The organism is Pseudolysinimonas sp., from assembly GCF_057350545.1.
In genome coordinates this window covers 1-19,587 of record NZ_JBMRCP010000040.1, presented here as the reverse complement: position 1 = coordinate 19,587, position 19,587 = coordinate 1, and the positions used below count along the sequence as shown (strand labels likewise).

The window sequence follows — 19,587 nt, the reverse complement described above, 5'->3', positions numbered from 1 at the left end:
GGGCGGCTGGCGACGGCGAACAGGGCTCGGACCTCGGAGGCCGACAGGCCGGCCGTACGGGCGGCATACAGCCCGTACCACGGATCCATGTTGTTGCCCTGCGTCTGCATAAGCATCGAGGGTACCCGCCGAAACGCTCGTGGCCCCGCCCCCAGGACGGGGAAGGGGCCACGACGTGTCGAGTGGTTACGCCAGGAAGTCGGCCAGATCGGCTTCGAGGGCCGCCTTCGGCTTCGCGCCGATGACGCGCTTGACGACCTCGCCGTCCTTGAAGACGAACATCGCCGGGATCGACGTGATGCCGTACTTCTCGGCGGTCTCGAGGTTCGCCTCGACGTCGAGCTTCACGATCGAGAGCTTGTCGGAGTTCTCCTCGGCGATCTTGTCGAGGATCGGCGAGACGGCGCGACACGGGCCGCACCACTCGGCCCAGAAGTCGACCATGACGGGCTTGGTGTGCGACGCGGTGAGCACGTCGCTCTCGAACGAGGCATCGGTGACAGCCACAGCGGTGGACATTCTTCCTTCTTTCCTTGGAGGTCTGGTGAGGGGAACCGCCGCGCGAGGGGCGACATTCCCGGATTCGGTGAGTTCAGACGCCGATCGCGGCGGCGTCGGGCACGGGCGATCCAGGCTCGCGCGGGTCGCCGCCGGCGCGGACGAGCAGCTCGTTCGGCAGGTCGGCGAGGTAGTGCTCGGCGTCGAGTGCCGCGACGGTGCCGGACCCGGCTGCCGTGATCGCCTGCTTGTACGTGGGATCGACGACGTCACCGGCGGCGAACACGCCCGGGAGGTTGGTCTTCGACGTGCGGCCCTGCACCGCGATCGTGCCCTCGGCGGTGAGGTCGAGCTGGCCGTGCACGAGGTGCGTGCGCGGGTCGGAGCCGATCGCGACGAACAGTCCGTCGAGATCGTGAGTCGACTCCGTGCCGTCGACCGTGTTCACGAGGCCGAAACCGGTGACCTTCTCGTCGCCGTAGATGTGGGCGACCTCCTGGTTCCAGAGGAACTCGATCTTCGGGTCGTTGAACGCGCGCTCCTGCATCGCGGCGGAGGCGCGCAGCGAGTCGCGGCGGTGCACGAGGTAGACCTTGTCGGCGAACCGGGTGAGGAAGGTCGCCTCCTCGAGTGCCGAGTCGCCGCCACCGACGACCGCGACGCGCTTCTGCTTGAAGAACGCGCCGTCGCACGTGGCACACCACGAGACGCCGTAACCCGACAGGCGGGTTTCATCGGCGAGTCCGAGCTTGCGGTACTCGGAACCGGTCGCGTAAATCACGGTGAGCGACTCTTCGACCGTGCCGTTCCCGAGGTGGATCCGCTTGATCTCACCGTCGAGCTCGAGCTTCGTGACGTCGTCGTAGACGATCTCGGCGCCGAAGCGCTCGGCCTGCTCCTGCATCTTCATCATGAGCTCGGGGCCCATGATGCCCTCGGGGAAGCCCGGGAAGTTCTCGACCTCGGTCGTCTTCATGAGCTCGCCGCCGAACTCGATGCTCGACGCGATCACGAGCGGGCGGAGGTTCGCACGCGCCGCATAGATGGCCGCCGTGTAGCCGGCGGGGCCCGATCCGATGATCACTACTTGCCGCATTGTCGTCGCTCTCTCTCGCTCCACCGGATGCAACACATCCTAGGGAGGGGTTATTTCATTCTTTCTTCGGAGCAGCGACCGTAGTTGGGTCATTTCCGGTGCGCGGATGACGAAGAGCACGAACAGGTAGACGAGGATGGCGGCGGCGCCGACGAGGGCGGTGGAGGCGAAGGCCTCGACGCGGCCCGCGGTCGCGAATCCGCCCTCGACGAAACCCCCGAGCACGTAGAGCACGCCGACACCGACGGTCGCAGCGGGGATGCTCGCGAGAGCGTAGACCCCGAAGCGTCGCACGAGGCCGCCGCCGCCGCCGCCGAGGCGCCGTCGCAGGATCACCGCGCCGACGACGGCCTGCACGATGACCGAGAGCGAGGTGACGAAGCCGATCCCCGCGGCGATCCACTCCGATGGGGCGGCGAGCAACGCGAGGGCGCCGCCGATGAAGAGGACGGCCTGCACCACCTGCAGCACGAACGGCGTGCGGGTGTCGCCGAGCGCGTAGAACGCGCGCTGCACGAGGTAGAGCGTGCTGAACGGAACCAGTCCGACGAGGAACGCGAGCAGCACGATCGCGACGACGGTAGCCGTGTCGGGATCGAAGAACGCCGCGAAGGGCAGCGCCGCGGCCGCGAGCGCCGCCCCGGAGCCGGTCACGAGCAGCGCGACCCCGCGCAGCGCAGCAGCGAGGTCGGCGCGCAGGGCCGGGATGTCGGCATCCCGAGCCGCGTGGCTCATGCGCGTGAAGTACGGCGTCGCGATCGAGATCGCGATGATCGAGTGCGACAGCATGAAGATGAGCCACGTGATGCGCAGCACGGCGAGCGAGGCGTCGTCGGGATCGGTCCTCGATGCGACGTTCGTCTGCACGAGATTCGTCGCCTGCACGACGAGCACCATGCCGAACACCCACCCGGCCGCCCGTGCCGGGGCGCCGAGTCCCGCGCCGCGCCAGCGGAAGTCGGGGCGGAAGCGCAGACCGGTGCGTCGCCAGAACGGCACGAGGAGCGCCGCCTGCAAGGCCACGCCGAGCGTCGCGCCGCCGGCGAGCAGCCCGATCTTGCCGGCATCCCAGCTCGACGCGGAGAAGTGCGCGGGCTCTGTGCCATAGAGGGTCATGAAGAGCACGAGGGTGCCGATCATGACGACGTTGTTGAGCACGGGCGCCCACGCGTACGGGCCGAAGATGCCGCGGGCGTTGAGCACCTCGCCGATGAGGGCGTAGACGGCGTAGAAGAAGATCTGCGGAAGGCACCAGTACGCCATCGTGATCGCGAGTTCGAGCCCGCCGCCGGACAGGGCCGCCTGGTCGCCGCCGAGGGAGTAGAGCTGCACGAGCAACGGGGCGCCGAGCGTCGCCAGCACCGTGGTGACCGCGAACGCCGAGACTCCGAGCGTCACGAGCCGGCTCACGAACGCCTGGCCGCCGTCGGGCTGCGTCGCGGCACGCACGATGTGCGGCACGAGCACGGCGGAGAGCAGTCCGCCGGCGATGATCGCGTAGAGGTAGGTCGGCAGCTGATTGGCGAGTGCGAACGCGTTCGGCCCGGGACCCTTCAGCCCGACGGCCAGGGTGAGCACGGTCGCGCTCACGAAGCCCAGGACGCGCGACAGCACGGTCCCTCCGGCGAGGACGATGCTCGCCCGCCGGGTCGCGCTCACTCGGTCGTCCCCTCGCCGGCGGCGCCGGCATCCTCGCCCGCACGTTCTGCGGCCGCACGGCGGCGGCGCACGACGACGTTGCGCACGATGCCCGCCGCGAAGACGAGCACCACGACGCCGCCGACGATGATGCCGACGGTCTCCCACTGCGCCTGAAGGTCGACGTTGAAGCTGCGCGACTGGCCGATCTGCACGCCCGTCGACGGGCTCGACAGGCTCACGACGACGACGACGTCGCCGTTCGTGATCGCCTGCGCCTCGAGGCGCACGGCCTTCGACGAGCCGGGCTCGATCGTCACCTCGACGGGCGACTCGATGCGGATGCGGGGACGCTGCGGCCGCACGTCGAGGCGCACCGTCACGGGGAGGTCGAGACCGTTCGCGACGTGGATGGGGATGGTCGGGGTGCTGCTCGCGACGAGCAGGTCTCCGGTGTCGACGATCGCCACCGAGCCGAGGATCTCGGCGGAGGCGGCGAGGAACTCGGCGGCCCGCGTCGACCAGTCGTCGGAGGTCGTCTCGGCCACGGCGAGGAGCCCGAGCAGCTGCAGGCGGCGCGGCGCGGTGAGGAGCGCCGGATCGTCGAGGATCGTCGCGAAGGCGGCTTCGGACTCGAGCGCGGCGACGAACGCGGGCGTGCGCTCGATCACGTCGGAGGTCGCGCCGTCGACGACACGCGCCGCGGCACCGGAGGTCGCGAGCACCTCCGACAGCCCGGTGAGGCGGGTGTCGTCCCGCGCGACGAGTGCCGCGTACGTCTCGGTGAGTCCGTAGAAGCCGAAGGTCGGGAAACGGTCGAGGGTCAACACGACGGAGCGACCGGGATGCGCCGCGGCCAGTCCGTCCAGGGCGACCCCGAGCCGCTCGATCGCCTGCGCACGGGTCGCGAGGTCGACCGACGTGCTCGCCTCCCGGAACAGCTCCGACGCGGCGGAATCCGCGACCAGCACCGGCATCCCGTCGACCTCGACGCGAGCGCTCGCCGTCTCGGAGAGGTTCGCCGAGCTCAGCAGCAGACCGTCGTACCCCGCCCCCTCGTAGGCGCTGACGTCGCTGCCGACGGTGGAGCCTTCGGCCGGCCAGGCGATGCGCCCCACGGTGTCGGGCCAGGAGAGGAGCTCTTCGCTCGTGGGCAGCGGCGGCGGAGCGGCGGGGTCGTCGGTCGGCGTGGGGGTGGGCTCCGCGGTCGGCGTGGGCGGCGCCGTCTCGGCGGGGCCGAACGCCGACGGCTCGATCGCGAAGTCGAGATCGATCTCGTTCGCGAGGGCGAGCGCGTCGGCCCGGGCGAGGGCGCTCAGGTTGGCGTCGGAATAGGCGAGCAGGAAGACGTCGTTGGGCGCGGCCGCGAGCCGGTCGAGCCAGGCGCGAGCGGACTCCGGGGCACCGGAGCCGAGCACCCGGATCGACGCCGTGATCATCGGGTCGAGCGCGATCGTCGCGGATGTCGTGAGCACCTCGTCGAGTTCCCGGGTCAGGACCCCCGCGGGCGACGTCGCGGTGGCGAGCGTCTCGGCGTCCAGCAGGCCGCCGTCTGCGGCCCGGGTCGTGATCGGCACGACGACGCTCACGGTGACCGGGGCGTCGGTCGCCGCGGGGGAGCGGGTGGCCGCGGTCGCCGGCACGGTGGCGACGAGTGGTGCGAGCAGTGCGAGGAGGGCGACGACCCCCGCACCGCGGCGGCTCACCGGCACGCCGCGACGCCTCGATCCCGCTCGGCCGTCATGCCCCCGAGCCTAAACCGCGGAGTCGTGGGCGGGGGAGCGGCACCCGGGCCCGACCCGGGACAATGGACGGATGGACAGCGTCGCGGAGGCCATGGAGCGGTTGCGCGAACTCGCGACCCGACCCGCGGTCGCCGAGCTCGCCACCCTGTTCCAGGCGGCCGGGCACGAACTGTCCCTGGTCGGCGGCACGGTGCGGGATGCCTTCCTCGGTCGAGCGCTCACCGGCGACGACATCGACCTCGACTTCACGACATCGGCGACGCCCGACGAGACCGAGGCGATCCTCGCGCCGACCGGGCGCACGCTCTGGGACACCGGTCGCCGGTTCGGCACCATCGGGGTGCGCATGGGCGGCTACGTGTGCGAGATCACGACCTACCGCAGCGATCAGTACGACGGCGCGAGCCGCAAGCCCGAGGTGCAGTTCGGCGACGACCTCGAGGCCGACCTCACCCGGCGCGACTTCACCGTCAACGCGATGGCGCTCCGCGTGCCCGACCTGCAGCTCGTCGACCCGACGGGCGGCTTCGACGATCTCCTCGCCCGACGGCTGCGTACCCCCGGGGCGCCCGAGATCTCCTTCGGCGATGACCCGTTGCGGATGCTGCGCGGCGCCCGATTCCGTGCCCAGCTCGGGTTCGAGCTCGACCCGGAGGCGGCCGAGGCGGCCCGGCGGATGGCGCCGACCCTCGAGATCGTCGCGGCCGAACGGGTGCAGCAGGAGCTCGCCAAACTGCTGCTCGCGAGCGCGCCGTCGGCCGGCATCCGCGTTCTCGTCGACACGGGCCTCGCCGACCACGTGCTGCCCGAGGTGCCGGCGCTGCGGCTCGAGATCGATGAGCACGCGCGCCACAAGGACGTCTACGAGCACAGCCTCACGGCACTCGACCAGGCGATCGAGCTCGAGCGCGAGCGCGGACACGCACCCGACCTCGTGCTGCGGCTCGCCGTGCTGTTGCACGACATCGGCAAGCCTGCGACGCGCGCCATCGAGCCCGGCGGCGGGGTGACCTTCCACCACCACGACGTGCTCGGGTCGCGGCTCGCGACGAAGCGGCTGAAGGCTCTGCGCTTCGACAAGGCCACGATCGAGGGCGTGTCCGACCTCATCCGTCTGCACCTGCGGTTCTTCGGCTACTCCGAGAGCGCGTGGACGGATGCTGCGGTGCGCCGGTACGTGCGCGATGCGGGGGAGCAACTCGAGCGGTTGCACATCCTGTCGCGCGCCGACGTCACGACCCGCAACAAGCGCAAGGCCGACCGGCTCGCGTTCGCCTACGACGATCTCGAGGAACGGATCGCCGCGCTCGCCGAGGAGGAGGAGCTCGCCGCGCTGCGCCCCGACCTCGACGGCGAGGCCATCATGCGCATCCTCGGCCTGAAGCCAGGGCCCGAGGTCGGCGCCGCGTATCGGTTCCTCATGGAGCTGCGCCTCGACTCGGGTCCGCTCGGCGCCGACGAGGCGGAGCGACGGCTGCGGGAGTGGTGGGCCGCCCAAGCTGGCTAGCTGGGCGCTCCTGGTCTACGATCGACAGGTTGCCCGCATTGTCGGGCGCAGTCATAACCCTCCTGCTGCAGAAAGACTGCAGCCGCTGAGACCAGAGGAGGTGGGTGAATGACGCACCAGTACGAGTTGATGGTGATCCTCGATCCCGAGATCGATGAGCGCACCGTCGCCCCGAGCCTCGACAAGTTCCTCAACGTGATCCGCAACGACGGCGGCACGATCGAGAACATCGACATCTGGGGTCGCCGCCGCCTGGCGTACGAGATCCAGAAGAAGACCGAGGGCATCTACGCCGTCGTGAACTTCACCGCGAACTCCGACGCCACCGTCGAGCTCGACCGCCAGCTGAAGCTCTCCGAGGCCGTCATGCGCACCAAGGTGCTCCGCGCCGAGGAGGCTGTCGCCCGGGTCGCCGCCCACGCCGCCGAGCAGGAGCTCAAGGCGGAGCGCAAGGCCGCCCACGCCGCGAAGAACCCCGCCAAGCCGGCCGCGTCGAAGCCGGACGAGGCGCCCGCCGCCGAGGCCCCTGCCGCCGAGGCGCCCGCGGCCGAAGCGTCGACCGAGGCCGCGGAGTAATCATGGCCGGCGAGACGATCATCACCGTGGTGGGTAACCTCACCGCCGACCCCGAGCTGCGCTACACGCAGGGCGGGCTGGCCGTCGCCAACTTCACCATCGCGTCGACCCCGCGCACGTTCGACCGTCAGGCGAACGACTGGAAGGACGGCGACGCGCTGTTCCTCCGCGCGTCCTGCTGGCGGGAGTTCGCCGAGCACGTCGCCGGTTCGCTCACGAAGGGCAGCCGCGTCATCGCGACCGGTCGCCTCAAGCAGCGCAACTACGACGACCGCGACGGCAACAAGCGCACCGCGATCGAGCTCGAGGTCGACGAGATCGGCCCCTCGCTCCGTTACGCGACCGCGCAGGTGACGCGCGCCTCGGGTGGCGGCGGCGGAGGCCGCTCGCAGGTGGCCGCGGGCGGCGATGACTCGTGGGCGCCCAGCGGCGGCGCGCCGAGTGGCGGCGCGCAGGCGGGCGGCGGTTCCGACGACGTCTGGAACACCCCCGGCAACTACAACGACGAGACCCCGTTCTGAGCCCCGGCTCGAACGACGAGAACTAAGGAACAGCAATGGCTGGCAAGAGCAGCAGCAGCGGCGGAGACCGCCGCAAGCGCGGGCCCAAGGGCGGCAAGAACGCCGCTCCCGCGAAGAGCATCAAGGTGGGCGTGATCGACTACAAGGACGTCGCCACGCTCCGCAAGTTCATCTCCGAGCGCGGAAAGATCCGTGCGCGGCGCATCACCGGCGTCTCGGTGCAGGAGCAGCGGCTCATCGCCCGCGCGGTCAAGAACGCGCGCGAGATGGCTCTCCTCCCCTACGCGGGTTCGGGGCGATAAGTCATGTCGAAGCTCATCCTCACGTCCGAGGTCTCCGGCCTCGGCTCCGCCGGTGACGTCGTCGACGTCAAGAACGGCTACGCCCGCAATTACCTCATCCCGCAGGGGCACGCCGTCGCGTGGACCAAGGGCGCCGAGAAGCAGATCGAGACGCTGAAGAACGCGCGCGACGCGCGTGAGGCCGCGTCGCTCGAGGACGCGCAGGCGTTCAAGGCGAAGCTCGAGGCCACCCCCGTGAAGCTCGCCGTCAAGGCGGGCCGCGAGGGTCGCCTCTTCGGTTCGGTGAAGACGGCGGACGTCGCGGACGCGGTCAAGGCCGCGGGTCTCGGCGAGGTCGACAAGCGCTCGATCGAGCTCACGAGCGCGATCAAGAGCGTCGGTCGCTACGACGCCACCGTCCGTCTGCGCAGCGACGTGCTCGCCGCGCTCACGCTCGACGTGGTCGCCGCGAAGTAACCCGTTCCACCGGATGGCGCGCTCCTCGCGGGGCGCGCCATCCGTCGTTAACGGCGCGTGAACGTGTCCCTCGAACGAGGGACAACGGCCTCGTACCCCGCCCCGCGAGCGCACATTTCCGTCCACAGGTGACATGTCAAGTCGCCAACTCTCAAGTAACAGTCCAAGCCTCTTTCCCCAGACCGCATGTGGAATAGAAAACCCCTGGTCAGAAGGCGAATAACGACAAGAATCCGAAAGTTGCCCACAGGGCTCTCCACAACTTCTTCACATCATGCCCGGCGTTTCCCGCTCATTCCCCACAACGTCATCCACAGGCGGGCTTGTCCCCCCGCCGACGCGCTCCTAGCCTGAGCGAGGCTCGCGCGTCCGGGGTTGCTGGAACCCCAGCCGGCCGACTCTCGGGGTGTCGGACGGTCGTGTCGGTGCGCCCGCATACCCTGACCACTGGGAGGTCCTCACGCATGTCCATCGCCCATCTCGGACTCGCCGACGCACCCGGCGGCCAGGGCGAACGCGCGGGCTGGCAGGGCGAGCGCACGCCGCCCCACGATCTGCTCGCCGAGCAGAGTGCGCTCGGCGGCATGATGCTGAGCGGCGACGCGGTCGCCGACGTCACCGAGATCGTGCGCGGTGTCGACTTCTACATGCCCAAGCACGAGGTCATCTTCGACGCCGTGCTCACGCTCTACTCGCACGGTGAGCCCACCGACGTCATCGCCGTCACCGACCAGCTCACCAAGGGCGGGCTCCTCGGGCGTGCGGGCGGTGCCGAATACCTCCACACCCTCACCGGCCTCGTGCCGACGGCCGCGAACGCGGGCTACTACGCGTCGATCGTCGCCGAGAAGGCAGTGCTCCGCCGACTCGTCGAGGCCGGCACCCGCATCGTGCAGATGGGCTACGCGAGCGAGGGCGAGGTCATCGACCTCGTCAACAACGCGCAGGCCGAGATCTACGCGGTCACCGGCGGCATCGAAGCGGATGACTACGTGCCCCTCCTCGAAGCGATCGACACCGCCGTCGAAGAGATCGAGATCGCCCGCGGCCGGGACGGCTCACTGCACGGCGTGCCCACCGGCTTCGCCGAGCTCGACGAGATGACGAACGGCCTCCAGGGCGGCCAGCTCATCATCGTCGGCGCCCGACCCGCGATGGGTAAGTCGACGCTCGCGCTCGACTTCGCGCGCACCGCCGCGGTGCACCACCAGCTCCCGACGATCTTCTTCTCGCTCGAGATGGGACGCAGCGAGATCGCCACCCGTCTGCTCTCGGCCGAGGCCAGCATCCCGATGCACATCCTGCGCAAGGGCAACATGGACGACCGCGACTGGACCCGTCTCGCGAGCGTGCGCGGCGAGATCGGCGACGCGCCGCTCTACATCGACGACAGCCCGAACATGACGCTCGTCGAGATCCGCGCCAAGTGCCGCAAGCTCAGCCAGCGCGTCGGCCTCAAGATGGTCGTCGTCGACTACCTGCAGCTCATGACCTCCGGCAAGAAGGTCGAGTCGCGTCAGCAGGAGGTCAGCGAGTTCTCCCGGGCGCTCAAGCTCCTCGCGAAAGAGCTCAACGTGCCGATCGTCGCGCTCGCCCAGCTCAACCGTGGCCCCGAGCAGCGCGCCGACAAGAAGCCCGCGCTCTCCGACCTCCGCGAGTCCGGATCGCTCGAGCAGGATGCTGACATCGTGATCCTGCTGCACCGCGAGGCGGCCTACGAGCGCGACCACCCGCGTGCGGGCGAGGCCGACCTCATCGTCGCCAAGCACCGCAACGGCCGCACCGACGATGTCGCCGTCGCCTTCCAGGGGCAGTACTCGCGCTTCGCGGACATGCCCCGCACGTAGCGGTCAGGGCGGGGGCTCGGGAGAATCCCAGACGGCGGAGTAGTCGTCCGCGATCGTCGGCCACGCCGACAGCAGGAAGTCGTCGACTGTCACGATCCGGTCGGCAGGTGGACCGAAGATCACGATCTCGTGGGGGATGGCCCGTCCCGCGCGGTCGCGGCGATCCTCAGGATCGAGGACCCGCACCGCTACCGTGTCGGCGTCGACCCGCCACACCCCGGACTCGTCGCCGGTGCCATCGAATGCACGTTCGTAGATGGGGAGCGGATCGCCGGGAATGTCGTCACGCAGAAACCGGAATCCCCACTCGCGGCCCCGCGTCGCCCAGAGCAGCCTCATCGCAGACTGCGACGAAGGGTCTGCTCGTCTTCGCCGCGTTCGAGATCCATCTGGAACCGCGTGAGCGTCGCCGTGACGTAGTCGTGGCGGGCGACCGCGTCGGCGTGGGCCTCCCGCAGCTTGTCCCCGACGAGCTTCGTCGCCTCCTCGATTGCCCCGGAGGCCAGGATCGCGCGCGCCGCCACGCCGAACGGCCCGGGCAGCAGCGTGGCGCGCTGGACGAGCGCGAGCGCGAGAGGCGCCGCTCCGCCAATCAGCGCCTCGAGCACCTTCCCGCGGAGGATGCGGGAGCGGCCCCAGTGTGCGAAGCGCTCGAGGGGAAGCACCGTCGCGAGCGGGAGGATCAGGTCGACGCCGATTCGCTCGGTCACCTCGATCTTGCTGGGGCTGAACCTGGCCGACGACAGCACGAGAAAGTCCTCGCCTACCGAGAGCGCGGCTTCAACCTGCACGAACTCCTCGATGACCTCGCGCAACGCGTCGATCTCGTCGGTCGCCTTCGCGACCATCAGATCGCTGAAACGCTCGACGTCCATCTCGGGGAAGAGGTCGGTCTTGGAGAGCGCGATCACCCAGATGCGGGGGAACTGCACGAGCCGTTCGCCGGTCGGCAGTAGATCGTTCTTGAGCGAGAGGAGCCCGGTGCGCACGTTGCCGAGCATCGACTTGAGGTAGCGCTCCTCTTCGCCGGCGTTGTCGAGCAGCCGTTGTCCGTCGACGAGCAGCAGTGCCACGTTCGACTGGAGCAGCGCGCGGAAAGTCTCGACCTTGCGTTGGCGCTCCTCGAGGCCGCTCACATCCGTCTCGAACCACTCGCCTGGGTAGTCGTGCCAGACCAGGCGGATCGCGTCGAACGGCTTCCGCTTCTGTGCGCGGGCGTTCTTGCTTGCCCTCGGCTGCACCGCGAAGGCGTACGACGTCGAGCTGAACCGGGTGGCGGCGGGAGCCTCCGCGTCATCGCGCATGCCGAGGTAGTTGCGCCGCAGCCGGTTGCCCTGGCCGGTTTCTTCCGCAACCACGCGAAACGAGTTCTCCTTCCCGAAGCGGGGCTCCACCGTCGGGCCATAGAACGACGAGAGAAGCACGGTCTTGCCGCTGCCGCTCTCCCCGAAGACCGCCACATGTTGCTCATGAACCCTGACTGATCGCACGACAGCAACCTAGGGCCTCGCACCGGCCGACGCGGAGGCGACGATCGCGGCCGCGGGCTGTCCCGTCGCGCGCACGTAGACTGGCACGCGTGGTAGCCGCCTGGATCGCGCAGCTCGCCCGGGGCATCCTGGCTCTCGCCCTCGGCGTGACGATCGCCCTCACGCTCGAGCACACCCCTCTCTTCGGACTCCTCACCTTCGGCACCTTCGCGGTGCTGTCGAGCGTCGTGCTCCTCGTGGCGACCCTCCGCAGCGACTACGCGGGCGACCGTCGTTTCACGTTCCTGATGCAGGCGATCGCCACCTTCGCCGCGGGCGTCGTCGCGTTCGCGGTGCCGAACGGGGGTGTCGCGTTCCTCGCGATCCTGGTCGGCGCGTGGGCGCTGCTGACGGGACTGCTCGAGGGTGCGAGCGGCATCCTGGGTCGCTCCCGCTCGCCGCTGTCGCGTGACTGGCTCCTGACCGGCATCGTGACGGTGCTGCTGGGCCTCGTCGCCATCGTGGTGCCGCCCGACTTCGTGCAGGCGTTCGCCGGGGAGCGGGGTCAGGCGGGAACCCTCACCTCGTCGGTGATCCTCATCGGCGTGCTCGGCGCCTGGGCGGTCATCGCGGGAGTGCTGCAGACCATCTCGGCGATCTCGGTGCGCGCCGACCGCACGGCTCGCGTCGTGACCTCATGAGCGAGCCGAACCGGCGCCCGACGTGGCGCGAGCGAGCGCGTCCGGCCGAGGTGCTGGGCCTCGCCGCCGTGCTCTCGGCGTTCGTCGGCGTCGGCGTGCTGTTCTCGACGCGCAACCTCACGCTGTCGGTCGTGTTCTTCGGGGCGTCGTTCGTCGTCTCGGTGCTCGTGTTCGCGACGCTCCTGCTCGCGATCTCGAAGCCGGAGACGCCCCCGCACGACGACGAGCGGCCGTCGGGGCACTGACCGAGGGTCTCGACACGCCGCTGCGCGGCTACTCGACCACCGAGACGCGTCAGCCCTCGGCGAGGTAGTCGACGAGACGGTCGGCGAGCCCGACGTACGTCGCGGGGGTGAGCGCGAGCAGTCGTGCCTTCGCGTCGGCGCCGATGTCGAGGCCGTCGACGAACGTGCGCAGGTCGTCCCCGGTCACCCGACGCCCGCGCGTGAGCTCCTTGAGCATCGCGTAGGGGTCGGCGATCGACGAGCGGCCGGCGGTGACCTCGGCGCGGATGACGGTCTGGATCGCCTCGCCGAGCACCTCCCAGTTGCCGTCGAGGTCGGCGGCGAGGACATCCCCCGCGACGGCGACCTCGTCGAGCCCGCGGCGGATGTTGTCGAGCGCGAGCAGCGAGTGCCCGAGGGCGACGCCGATGTTGCGCTGCGTCGTCGAGTCGGTGAGGTCGCGCTGCAGGCGGCTCGTGACGAGCGTCTGCGACAGGGAGTCGAGCAGCGCCGCCGAGAGTTCGAGGTTGGCCTCGGCGTTCTCGAAGCGGATCGGGTTGACCTTGTGCGGCATGGTCGACGAGCCGGTGGCTCCGGCCTGCGGGATCTGCGAGAGGTAGCCGATCGAGATGTACGTCCACACGTCGGTGCAGAGGTTGTGCAGGATGCGACCGGTGTGCGCGGTCGCGGTGTACAGCTCGGCCTGCCAGTCGTGCGACTCGATCTGGGTGGTGAGCGGGTTCCAGTCGAGGCCGAGCGACGTGACGAACTCGCGCGAGAGGGCGGGCCAGTCGAGGTCGGGGTCGGTGACGACGTGCGCCGAGAAGGTGCCGGTGGCGCCGCTGAACTTGCCGAGGTACTCGGTCGCCTCGATGCGGCGCAGCTGCCGCTCGAGCCGGTGCACGAACACGGCGAGCTCCTTGCCGAAGGTCGTCGGCGTCGCCGGCTGCCCGTGGGTGCGCGCGAGCAACGGTGTGGCGCGCTCGGCGAGGGCGAACTCGCGCAACCGCGCCACGACATCCCGGACCTTCGGCAGCCACACCCCGGTGACGGCCGCACGCACCGTCAGCGCGTAGGAGAGATTGTTGACGTCTTCGCTCGTGCAGGCGATGTGCACGAGCTCGGCGACGTGGTTGAGTCCGAGGTCGGAGAGCTTCTCGCGGACGAGGTACTCGACCGCTTTGACGTCGTGGCGCGTCGTCGCCTCGAGCTCGCCGAGGCGTTCGATCTCGGGGGCGCCGAACTCGGCGGCGAAGTGGCGCAACGCGCGCACGTGCTCGGCGTCGAGGGGCGCGGAGCCGAGCAGGCCGCGCTCCGTGAGGAAGACGAGCCATTCGACCTCGACGCGCACGCGGGCCCGGTTGAGACCTGCCTCGGAGAGGTGTTCTCCGAGGGCCTCGACGGCGGAGCGGTAGCGCCCGTCGAGGGGACTCAGCGGCTGCGGGGGCATCGGGCTCATGGGACTCCCTGTCGAAGGACCGGCTCCAGTTGCCGGAAGAGGGCGACGCTCGCTCGTTCGATCGTGGTGAGCACCGAATCGAAGAGGGCGGCATCCGAATAGTACGGGTCGGGCACTTCACTCGCGGCGCCGACGCCGCTGTCGTCGAACGACAGGAGCAGTTGCACCTTCGCCCGGGAAGCGTCGTCGGGTGCCCACTCGCGCAGGGTGCGCTCCTGTCCGCGGTCGAAGACGACGACGAGGTCGAGGCCGGCGAACCAGGCGGGATCGAACTGGCGCGCGCGATGCTGCGCGGCGTCGTAGCCGCGCGTTGCGAGGGTCGAGATCGTGCGGGCGTCGGCGCGTTCGCCCACGTGCCAGTCGCCCGTCGCGGCGGAACTCACCTCGAGGCGGCCCTCGTAGCCGCCCGCGGCGAGGAGGCGGCGGAACACCGCTTCCGCCATCGGCGAGCGGCAGATGTTGCCGGTGCACACGAAGCAGACACGGAAGACGGGTCCCGGGTGCTCGGGGTGCCCTGCCATGCGTCCATCATCCCGCGATCCCTGCTCCTCCACAGCCCCGCGTTCCGTCGCCCTCTGCCGAGGAGGACGGGATGTCGGAGCCGCGCCGGGCGCGACCGGAGAGTGTCGTTCCATGGCTCCTCCGATCGACCCGCTCGCGCAACGCGCCGATCTCGAACGCCAGCTCGCGCTGCTCGAGCCGGTGGTGCAGCACCTCCGCGTCGAGGTCGCACCCGGTCGGCTCGTGCTCGACGACGAGTGGGCGGGGGAGGCGGCGCGCTCGGCCGCGGGGCTCGTCGCCGAGCTCGATCGGCGCCTGACGCTCGCGGCCGACGGCGTCGACGACCTCGTGCGTCAGGTGCGGCTCGTGCTCGGGGGGCTTCCGTGAGCGAGTCCGACGGTCTCGCGCGCGCGAAGGGCGACCCGTCCGGCACCACGCAGAAGGGTGACCCGGGAGGCTCTCTGCTCATCACGCCGTCCGGCCGGGTGGCGGTGTGGACCGACTCGCTGCTCGCGACGGTCGACCGCCTGCGTGCCCTCGAGGGCGAGCTCCACGTCGATGTGCGACGGGTGCTCGCCGCCGACGCCTGTCGTCACGGGTGGCCCGTCCCCGACGAGGTCGTCGCGCGGCTCGAGGGCGTGCGGGAGCTGTGCGCCGGTGCGCGCGACGCGTTCGGTCGAGCCGCCGAGTCCTACGCGCACGCCGAGCGTGCCGCGGAGAGACTGCAGCGGGAGGTCGGCGCGTACCTGGCCGCGACCGTCGGCGCCGACCTCCTGCGGCTGTTCGCCGCCCTCGTCGTGCTCTCGCCCGGTCTCGTCGCGCTCGCCGCGCTCGTCGGCTGGTCGGCGATCCCCGACGAGGGCGACGGCAGGCTCGAGACGGTCAAGCGCTTCCTGCTCGAGCATCCCGAACTCATCACGAACCCCGCCTTCGTGAGCTTCGTGTCGACGCTCTCGATGAGCATCGACGACACCGCCCTGGGTCTCACGGGGCTCCCCGGGTGGCTGTCCTTCCTCCCGCGGCCGCCGGGGAGCGACGTCGCGGTCGGCGCCGCCCTCGTCGCCGCGGCGGGCGCGCCGCTCGGGCTCCTGCGTGAAACGGGGGTGTCGGTCGAGCGCACGTCGACGGCGACGATCTCGTCGGGGCCGACCGGGGTGCGCGAGCGTCTCGGCCGCATCCCCGAAGGCATCCAGGGTCAGGTGCTCATCGAGCGCTACGAGGCCGACGGGATGCCGCCCCGCTACGTCGTCTACGTCGGGCCGACCGAGACGTTCTCGCCGATCGCCGACGGTGAGCCGTGGGACAGCACGAGCAACGTGCACGGGGTGGCGCGACAGTCGCCGGGGTCGCTACGGGCGCTCGAGGAGGCGATGTCCGACGCGGGGATCGGGGCGGACGACGAGGTCGTGCTCGTCGGGTTCTCGCAGGGCGGGCTGCTCGCGACCGCCGCGACGGGAACCGGCAACTGGAACGTCGTCGGGCTCGAGACGCACGGCGCACCGGCGGGCCACCTCGACGTGCCCGAGGGCGTCGCCGGTCTCGCGATCCGCAACACCGACGATCTCGTGCCCGCGCTCGCCGGTCCGCAGCTCGACCACACGCTCGTGCAGGTCGAACGGAGGGCGTTCCGCGAGGGGGCGGAGATCCCCGGCATCGAGGCGGCGCCTGCGCACCAGCGCTCGGCCTACGACCGCACCGCCGAGGCGGTCGACGACGCGCAGTCGAGCGCCGTGCGCGAGCAGGTGCGCACGCTCGACGCGTTCACCGCCGACTACCTCGAGCGTCCCGGCGGCACCGCGACGGCATTCCGCTACCGTGCCGTCCGCGACGACGGGTGAGGGGTCAGCGGCGGCGCTGGCTCTTCGTGAAGGGGCGCAGCAGGATGCCGATCAGCCAGCTGATCACGCCGAGCACGAGTGCCCCGAGAACGCCCCACCAGAAACCGTCGATCGTGAGGCCGAAGCCGAGCAGGCCGCTGATCCAGGCGACCAGCAGCAGCAGCAGTCCGTTGACGATGAGCGAGATGAGGCCGAGCGTGAGCACGTAGATCGGGAACGCGACGACGCGGATGATGCCACCGATGATGCCGTTGACGACGCCGAAGATGAGGGCGGTGAGCAGCAGCGTGATGACGAACTCGAGCGTCCCGCCCGGCTCGAACGGCACCACCGAGACGTGCGGCGCGAGGATGAGCGTCGTCAGCCAGAGGGCGAGTGCGTTGATCAGCAGGCGGAGGAGAAGGCGACCCATGCGCCCATCATGGCGGGTGCCGGTGTCGGGGGCCAGGAGTTGACGCGTGGACCCGTCGTCGTGTCGGCACCGAGCGCCCCCGACTCTAGGCTGGACGACATGGCCGTGACCCTCCGCCCGGAGATCGCCGCGCTCCCGCCGTATCGCCAGGGACGCCCGGCGGCCGCGGACGCGTTCAAGCTCTCGAGCAACGAGAACCCCAACGACACGCATCCCGCGATCCTCGCGGCGATCGGCGAGTCGCACCTCAACCGCTATCCCGACGGGGCGGCGACGGCGCTGCGGGCCCGACTCGCCGAACGCGCAGGGGTTTCGGTCGACGAGGTGCACGTGGGCGCCGGGTCGGTGTCGATCCTGTCTCAACTCATCCAGGCCGCCGCCGGACCGGGCGACGAGGTGGTCTACGCGTGGCGGTCGTTCGAGGCGTACCCGAGTCTCGTCATGGTCGCCGGCGCGACGAGCGTGCAGGTGCCCAACCTGCCGGGCGGTCACCACGACCTCGACGCGATGGCGGCCGCGATCACCGACCGCACGCGCGTCGTGCTCCTCTGCACCCCCAACAACCCCACCTCGACACTCATCACGACGGCGCAGTTCACGGCGTTCATGGCGAAGGTTCCGCCGACCGTGCTCGTGCTGCTCGACGAGGCGTACTTCGAGTTCGTCACCGACCCGCACGCGGTCAACGGCCTCGACGAGCTGCAGAGGCATCCGAACCTCGTCGTGCTGCGCACGTTCTCGAAGGCGTTCGGCCTCGCCGGCCTCCGCGTCGGCTGGGCGATCGGAGCGTCCTACATCCTGGATGCCGCCCGCAGCGCCGCCATCCCGCTCTCGGTCACCGAGCCCGCGCAGCGCGCCGCGATCGCCGCGCTCGACGTCGAGGCCGACCTGCTCGCGGGCGTCGACGACCTGATCGCCCGCCGGGCCCACGTCTACGAGCAGCTGACGAGCGGCGGACTCCTGGTTCCCGAGCCGCACGGCAACTTCGTCTGGATCGCCGCGGGCGACGAGACCTCGGCGGTCGCCGCGGTGCTCGAAGACGACGGGATCGTCGGCCGTGTGTTCGCCGGCGAAGGGGTGCGGGTGTCGATCGGGGAAGACGCCTCTGTCGAGAGACTCCTACGTTCCGCGGCGCGGATTGTCGAGACCCTCCCGAAAGCCGCCGAGAACGCGCGGTTAGGGTAGGCAGCATGTCCTACACCGAGGCGACGCTCCAACTGCTGTCGCCGGAGGGCTCCCTCGTCGAGACCGACGCCACCGCTCCCTATCTCGAGCGGGTCGCGGCCCTCACCGACGATCAGCTCCGCGACTTCCACCGCCAGATGGTGGTCATCCGCCGCTTCGACATCGAGGCGGGCAACTTGCAGCGGCAGGGTCAGCTCGCGCTGTGGATCCCTTCGCTCGGGCAGGAGGCCGCCCAGGTGGGGTCCGGCTACGCCGCGCGCGCGCAGGACCACATCTTCCCCGCCTACCGCGAGCACGCCGTGGGGCGTATCCGCGGGCTCGACCCGATGAAGATCATCGAGATGCTGCGCGGGCTGAGCCACGGCGGCTGGGACCCGGCGCAGACCGGCAACTTCCACCTCTTCACCCTCGTCATCGGGTCGCAGTCGCTCCACGCGACGGGCTATGCGATGGGCATGACGCTCGACGGCACGTCGGGCACCGGCGACCTCGAGACGGATGCCGCCGTCGTCGCCTACTTCGGTGACGGCGCGACGAGCCAGGGTGACGTCAACGAGGCGTACATCTTCGCCGCGAGCTACCAGGCGCCGATCCTGTTCTTCCTGCAGAACAACCACTGGGCGATCTCGGTGCCGGTCGAGCGCCAGTCGCGCACCCCGCTCTATCTGCGCCCGGCGGGCTTCGGCATCCCGTCGACCCAGATCGACGGCAACGACGTGCTCGCCTCCTACGCGGTGAGCGCGCAGTACCTCGACGACGCGCGCTCCGGCAAGGGCCCGCGGTTCATCGAGGCGCTCACCTACCGCATGGGCGCGCACACCTCGAGCGACGACCCGACGAAGTATCGCGAGAACGACGACGTGCAGTTCTGGTCGCAACGCGATCCGATCACGCGTTTCGAGACGTACCTCCGCGCGAAGGGCGAGGGCGACGCGTTCTTCGCCGACGTCGCGAGCGAAGCCGAAGATCTCGCCGCCGACGTGCGCGCCCGCACCCAGACGCTCGGCGAGCTGCCGGGCGCGGCGATCTTCGAGAACGTCTACAGCGACCCGCATCCGCTCATGGACGAGCAGCGCGCCTGGCTCGCCGCGTATGAGGCGTCCTTCGAGGAGGGCTCCGCGTGAGTGAAACGCTGACGATGGCGAAGGCCATCAACGAGGGACTCCGCGCCGCGATGGCCGCCGACGACCGCGTGCTGCTCATGGGGGAGGACATCGGAACGCTCGGCGGGGTGTTCCGCGTGACCGAGGGGCTCAAGAACGAGTTCGGCGAGAACCGCGTGCTCGACACCCCGCTCGCCGAGTCCGCCATCGTCGGCACGGCGATCGGCCTCGCGATGCGCGGGTTCCGGCCGGTGTGCGAGATCCAGTTCGACGGGTTCATCTACCCGGGCTTCGACCAGATCACCTCGCAGCTCGCGAAGCTCACGTTCCGCCACGAGGGCACACAGAGCTTCCCCGTCGTCATCCGCGTCCCCTACGGCGGCCACATCGGCGCGGTCGAGCATCATCAGGAGAGCCCCGAGGCGTACTTCGCCCACACCGCGGGACTGCGCGTCATCAGCCCGGCGACGAGCCACGACGCGTTCTGGATGATCCAACAGGCGATCCGC

Annotated in this window: 21 protein-coding genes and 1 pseudogene; 13 read left to right on the top strand and 9 right to left on the bottom strand. The window is 70.3% G+C overall.

All coding sequences use genetic code 11. The features are described 5' to 3' along the window. Positions 1-186: 186 nt before the first annotated feature. The 4 genes from trxA to ACO1X9_RS05365 form a co-directional block, all read right to left on the bottom strand. Entirely contained in the window at positions 187-519 is a 333-nt protein-coding gene (trxA, locus tag ACO1X9_RS05380) for a thioredoxin (RefSeq protein ID WP_486349799.1), read from the bottom strand. Positions 520-592: 73 nt separating this feature from the next. After that, positions 593-1,594, bottom strand: a complete 1,002-nt coding sequence (trxB, locus tag ACO1X9_RS05375; protein ID WP_486349798.1) for a thioredoxin-disulfide reductase — start codon at positions 1,592-1,594, stop codon at positions 593-595. A 39-nt stretch (positions 1,595-1,633) separates the two neighbouring features. Further along, positions 1,634-3,253 (bottom strand): murein biosynthesis integral membrane protein MurJ, encoded by a 1,620-nt coding sequence (gene murJ, locus ACO1X9_RS05370; protein ID WP_486349797.1) that lies wholly within the window; start codon positions 3,251-3,253, stop codon positions 1,634-1,636. After that, complete coding sequence (locus ACO1X9_RS05365) at positions 3,250-4,944, bottom strand: DUF6049 family protein (protein WP_486349796.1); 1,695 nt, start codon at positions 4,942-4,944, stop codon at positions 3,250-3,252. Before ACO1X9_RS05365 ends, murJ begins: the two co-directional genes overlap by 4 nt. A 103-nt stretch (positions 4,945-5,047) precedes the next feature. Here ACO1X9_RS05365 and ACO1X9_RS05360 point away from each other — a divergent pair, with 103 nt between their 5' ends. From ACO1X9_RS05360 to dnaB, 6 genes and pseudogenes are all read left to right on the top strand, one after another. After that, the gene (locus tag ACO1X9_RS05360) at positions 5,048-6,484 is read left to right on the top strand and encodes a CCA tRNA nucleotidyltransferase (protein ID WP_486349795.1); all 1,437 of its coding nucleotides are present in this window, start codon (positions 5,048-5,050) and stop codon (positions 6,482-6,484) included. Positions 6,485-6,592: 108 nt separating this feature from the next. Beyond that, a pseudogene (gene rpsF / locus ACO1X9_RS05355) lies at positions 6,593-6,955 on the top strand (30S ribosomal protein S6); the annotation flags it as partial. A 107-nt stretch (positions 6,956-7,062) separates the two neighbouring features. Then, positions 7,063-7,581 carry a single-stranded DNA-binding protein gene (locus ACO1X9_RS05350; RefSeq protein ID WP_486349794.1) on the top strand — a complete coding sequence of 173 codons (519 nt, stop codon included), beginning with the start codon at positions 7,063-7,065 and terminating at the stop codon, positions 7,579-7,581. A gap of 35 nt (positions 7,582-7,616) precedes the next feature. After that, a complete protein-coding gene (gene rpsR / locus ACO1X9_RS05345; protein ID WP_449056638.1) occupies positions 7,617-7,883 on the top strand; it encodes a 30S ribosomal protein S18 in 267 nt (88 codons plus the stop codon). A 3-nt stretch (positions 7,884-7,886) separates the two neighbouring features. After that, entirely contained in the window at positions 7,887-8,339 is a 453-nt protein-coding gene (gene rplI, locus ACO1X9_RS05340) for a 50S ribosomal protein L9 (RefSeq protein ID WP_486349793.1), read from the top strand. Between the two features lie 464 nt (positions 8,340-8,803). Beyond that, a complete protein-coding gene (gene dnaB / locus ACO1X9_RS05335) occupies positions 8,804-10,186 on the top strand; it encodes a replicative DNA helicase (RefSeq protein WP_486349792.1) in 1,383 nt (460 codons plus the stop codon). A 3-nt stretch (positions 10,187-10,189) separates the two neighbouring features. Here dnaB and ACO1X9_RS05330 read toward each other — a convergent pair whose 3' ends face one another. Both ACO1X9_RS05330 and ACO1X9_RS05325 read right to left on the bottom strand, forming a co-directional pair. Further along, positions 10,190-10,525 carry a hypothetical protein gene (locus ACO1X9_RS05330; RefSeq protein WP_486349791.1) on the bottom strand — a complete coding sequence of 112 codons (336 nt, stop codon included), beginning with the start codon at positions 10,523-10,525 and terminating at the stop codon, positions 10,190-10,192. After that, a complete protein-coding gene (locus tag ACO1X9_RS05325; RefSeq protein ID WP_486349790.1) occupies positions 10,522-11,646 on the bottom strand; it encodes a TRAFAC clade GTPase domain-containing protein in 1,125 nt (374 codons plus the stop codon). Before ACO1X9_RS05325 ends, ACO1X9_RS05330 begins: the two co-directional genes overlap by 4 nt. A gap of 119 nt (positions 11,647-11,765) precedes the next feature. Here ACO1X9_RS05325 and ACO1X9_RS05320 point away from each other — a divergent pair, with 119 nt between their 5' ends. Together ACO1X9_RS05320 and ACO1X9_RS05315 are read left to right on the top strand one after the other, a co-directional pair. Continuing rightward, on the top strand, positions 11,766-12,356 hold the full coding sequence (locus ACO1X9_RS05320) for a DUF308 domain-containing protein (protein ID WP_486349789.1): 591 nt from the start codon (positions 11,766-11,768) through the stop codon (positions 12,354-12,356). Then, positions 12,353-12,601 (top strand): hypothetical protein, encoded by a 249-nt coding sequence (locus tag ACO1X9_RS05315; protein ID WP_486349788.1) that lies wholly within the window; start codon positions 12,353-12,355, stop codon positions 12,599-12,601. Before ACO1X9_RS05320 ends, ACO1X9_RS05315 begins: the two co-directional genes overlap by 4 nt. Before the next feature lie 49 nt (positions 12,602-12,650). Here the strand turns inward: ACO1X9_RS05315 and purB are convergent, their stop codons facing one another. Together purB and ACO1X9_RS05305 are read right to left on the bottom strand one after the other, a co-directional pair. Then, positions 12,651-14,039 carry an adenylosuccinate lyase gene (gene purB, locus ACO1X9_RS05310; RefSeq protein WP_486349787.1) on the bottom strand — a complete coding sequence of 463 codons (1,389 nt, stop codon included), beginning with the start codon at positions 14,037-14,039 and terminating at the stop codon, positions 12,651-12,653. Then, positions 14,036-14,560, bottom strand: a complete 525-nt coding sequence (locus ACO1X9_RS05305; RefSeq protein ID WP_486349786.1) for a low molecular weight protein-tyrosine-phosphatase — start codon at positions 14,558-14,560, stop codon at positions 14,036-14,038. Before ACO1X9_RS05305 ends, purB begins: the two co-directional genes overlap by 4 nt. 112 nt (positions 14,561-14,672) lie before the next feature. On the opposite strand from ACO1X9_RS05305, the gene ACO1X9_RS05300 reads away from it, so the two are divergent. Further along, on the top strand, positions 14,673-14,927 hold the full coding sequence (locus ACO1X9_RS05300; RefSeq protein ID WP_486349785.1) for a hypothetical protein: 255 nt from the start codon (positions 14,673-14,675) through the stop codon (positions 14,925-14,927). Beyond that, positions 14,924-16,378 (top strand): hypothetical protein, encoded by a 1,455-nt coding sequence (locus tag ACO1X9_RS05295; protein WP_486349784.1) that lies wholly within the window; start codon positions 14,924-14,926, stop codon positions 16,376-16,378. Before ACO1X9_RS05300 ends, ACO1X9_RS05295 begins: the two co-directional genes overlap by 4 nt. Positions 16,379-16,382: 4 nt before the next feature. On the opposite strand, the gene ACO1X9_RS05290 is transcribed toward ACO1X9_RS05295, so the two are convergent. Further along, a complete protein-coding gene (locus ACO1X9_RS05290) occupies positions 16,383-16,790 on the bottom strand; it encodes a phage holin family protein (protein WP_486349783.1) in 408 nt (135 codons plus the stop codon). 99 nt (positions 16,791-16,889) lie between these two features. On the opposite strand from ACO1X9_RS05290, the gene ACO1X9_RS05285 reads away from it, so the two are divergent. The 3 genes from ACO1X9_RS05285 to ACO1X9_RS05275 form a co-directional block, all read left to right on the top strand. Further along, positions 16,890-17,975, top strand: a complete 1,086-nt coding sequence (locus ACO1X9_RS05285) for a histidinol-phosphate transaminase (protein WP_486349782.1) — start codon at positions 16,890-16,892, stop codon at positions 17,973-17,975. Positions 17,976-17,980: 5 nt separating this feature from the next. Beyond that, positions 17,981-19,099, top strand: coding sequence for a thiamine pyrophosphate-dependent dehydrogenase E1 component subunit alpha (locus ACO1X9_RS05280; RefSeq protein ID WP_486349781.1), 1,119 nt, complete (start codon positions 17,981-17,983; stop codon positions 19,097-19,099). A gap of 14 nt (positions 19,100-19,113) precedes the next feature. Continuing rightward, the coding region (locus ACO1X9_RS05275) for an alpha-ketoacid dehydrogenase subunit beta (protein WP_486349800.1) at positions 19,114-19,587 on the top strand (474 nt) is incomplete at its 3' end.

Bases quoted from the DNA above. Each gene is read 5' to 3' on its own strand.
- trxB (WP_486349798.1), bottom strand. From the start codon at position 1,594: ATGCGGCAAGTAGTGATCATCGGATCGGGCCCCGCCGGCTACACGGCG.
- rplI (WP_486349793.1), top strand. From the start codon at position 7,887: ATGTCGAAGCTCATCCTCACGTCCGAGGTCTCCGGCCTCGGCTCCGCC.
- ACO1X9_RS05285 (WP_486349782.1), top strand. From the start codon at position 16,890: ATGGCCGTGACCCTCCGCCCGGAGATCGCCGCGCTCCCGCCGTATCGC.
- ACO1X9_RS05350 (WP_486349794.1), top strand. From the start codon at position 7,063: ATGGCCGGCGAGACGATCATCACCGTGGTGGGTAACCTCACCGCCGAC.
- ACO1X9_RS05300 (WP_486349785.1), top strand. From the start codon at position 14,673: ATGGCTCCTCCGATCGACCCGCTCGCGCAACGCGCCGATCTCGAACGC.
- ACO1X9_RS05360 (WP_486349795.1), top strand. From the start codon at position 5,048: ATGGACAGCGTCGCGGAGGCCATGGAGCGGTTGCGCGAACTCGCGACC.
- dnaB (WP_486349792.1), top strand. From the start codon at position 8,804: ATGTCCATCGCCCATCTCGGACTCGCCGACGCACCCGGCGGCCAGGGC.
- ACO1X9_RS05330 (WP_486349791.1), bottom strand. From the start codon at position 10,525: ATGAGGCTGCTCTGGGCGACGCGGGGCCGCGAGTGGGGATTCCGGTTT.
- ACO1X9_RS05280 (WP_486349781.1), top strand. From the start codon at position 17,981: ATGTCCTACACCGAGGCGACGCTCCAACTGCTGTCGCCGGAGGGCTCC.
- ACO1X9_RS05305 (WP_486349786.1), bottom strand. From the start codon at position 14,560: ATGGCAGGGCACCCCGAGCACCCGGGACCCGTCTTCCGTGTCTGCTTC.
- rpsR (WP_449056638.1), top strand. From the start codon at position 7,617: ATGGCTGGCAAGAGCAGCAGCAGCGGCGGAGACCGCCGCAAGCGCGGG.
- ACO1X9_RS05290 (WP_486349783.1), bottom strand. From the start codon at position 16,790: ATGGGTCGCCTTCTCCTCCGCCTGCTGATCAACGCACTCGCCCTCTGG.
- ACO1X9_RS05315 (WP_486349788.1), top strand. From the start codon at position 12,353: ATGAGCGAGCCGAACCGGCGCCCGACGTGGCGCGAGCGAGCGCGTCCG.
- purB (WP_486349787.1), bottom strand. From the start codon at position 14,039: ATGAGCCCGATGCCCCCGCAGCCGCTGAGTCCCCTCGACGGGCGCTAC.
- trxA (WP_486349799.1), bottom strand. From the start codon at position 519: ATGTCCACCGCTGTGGCTGTCACCGATGCCTCGTTCGAGAGCGACGTG.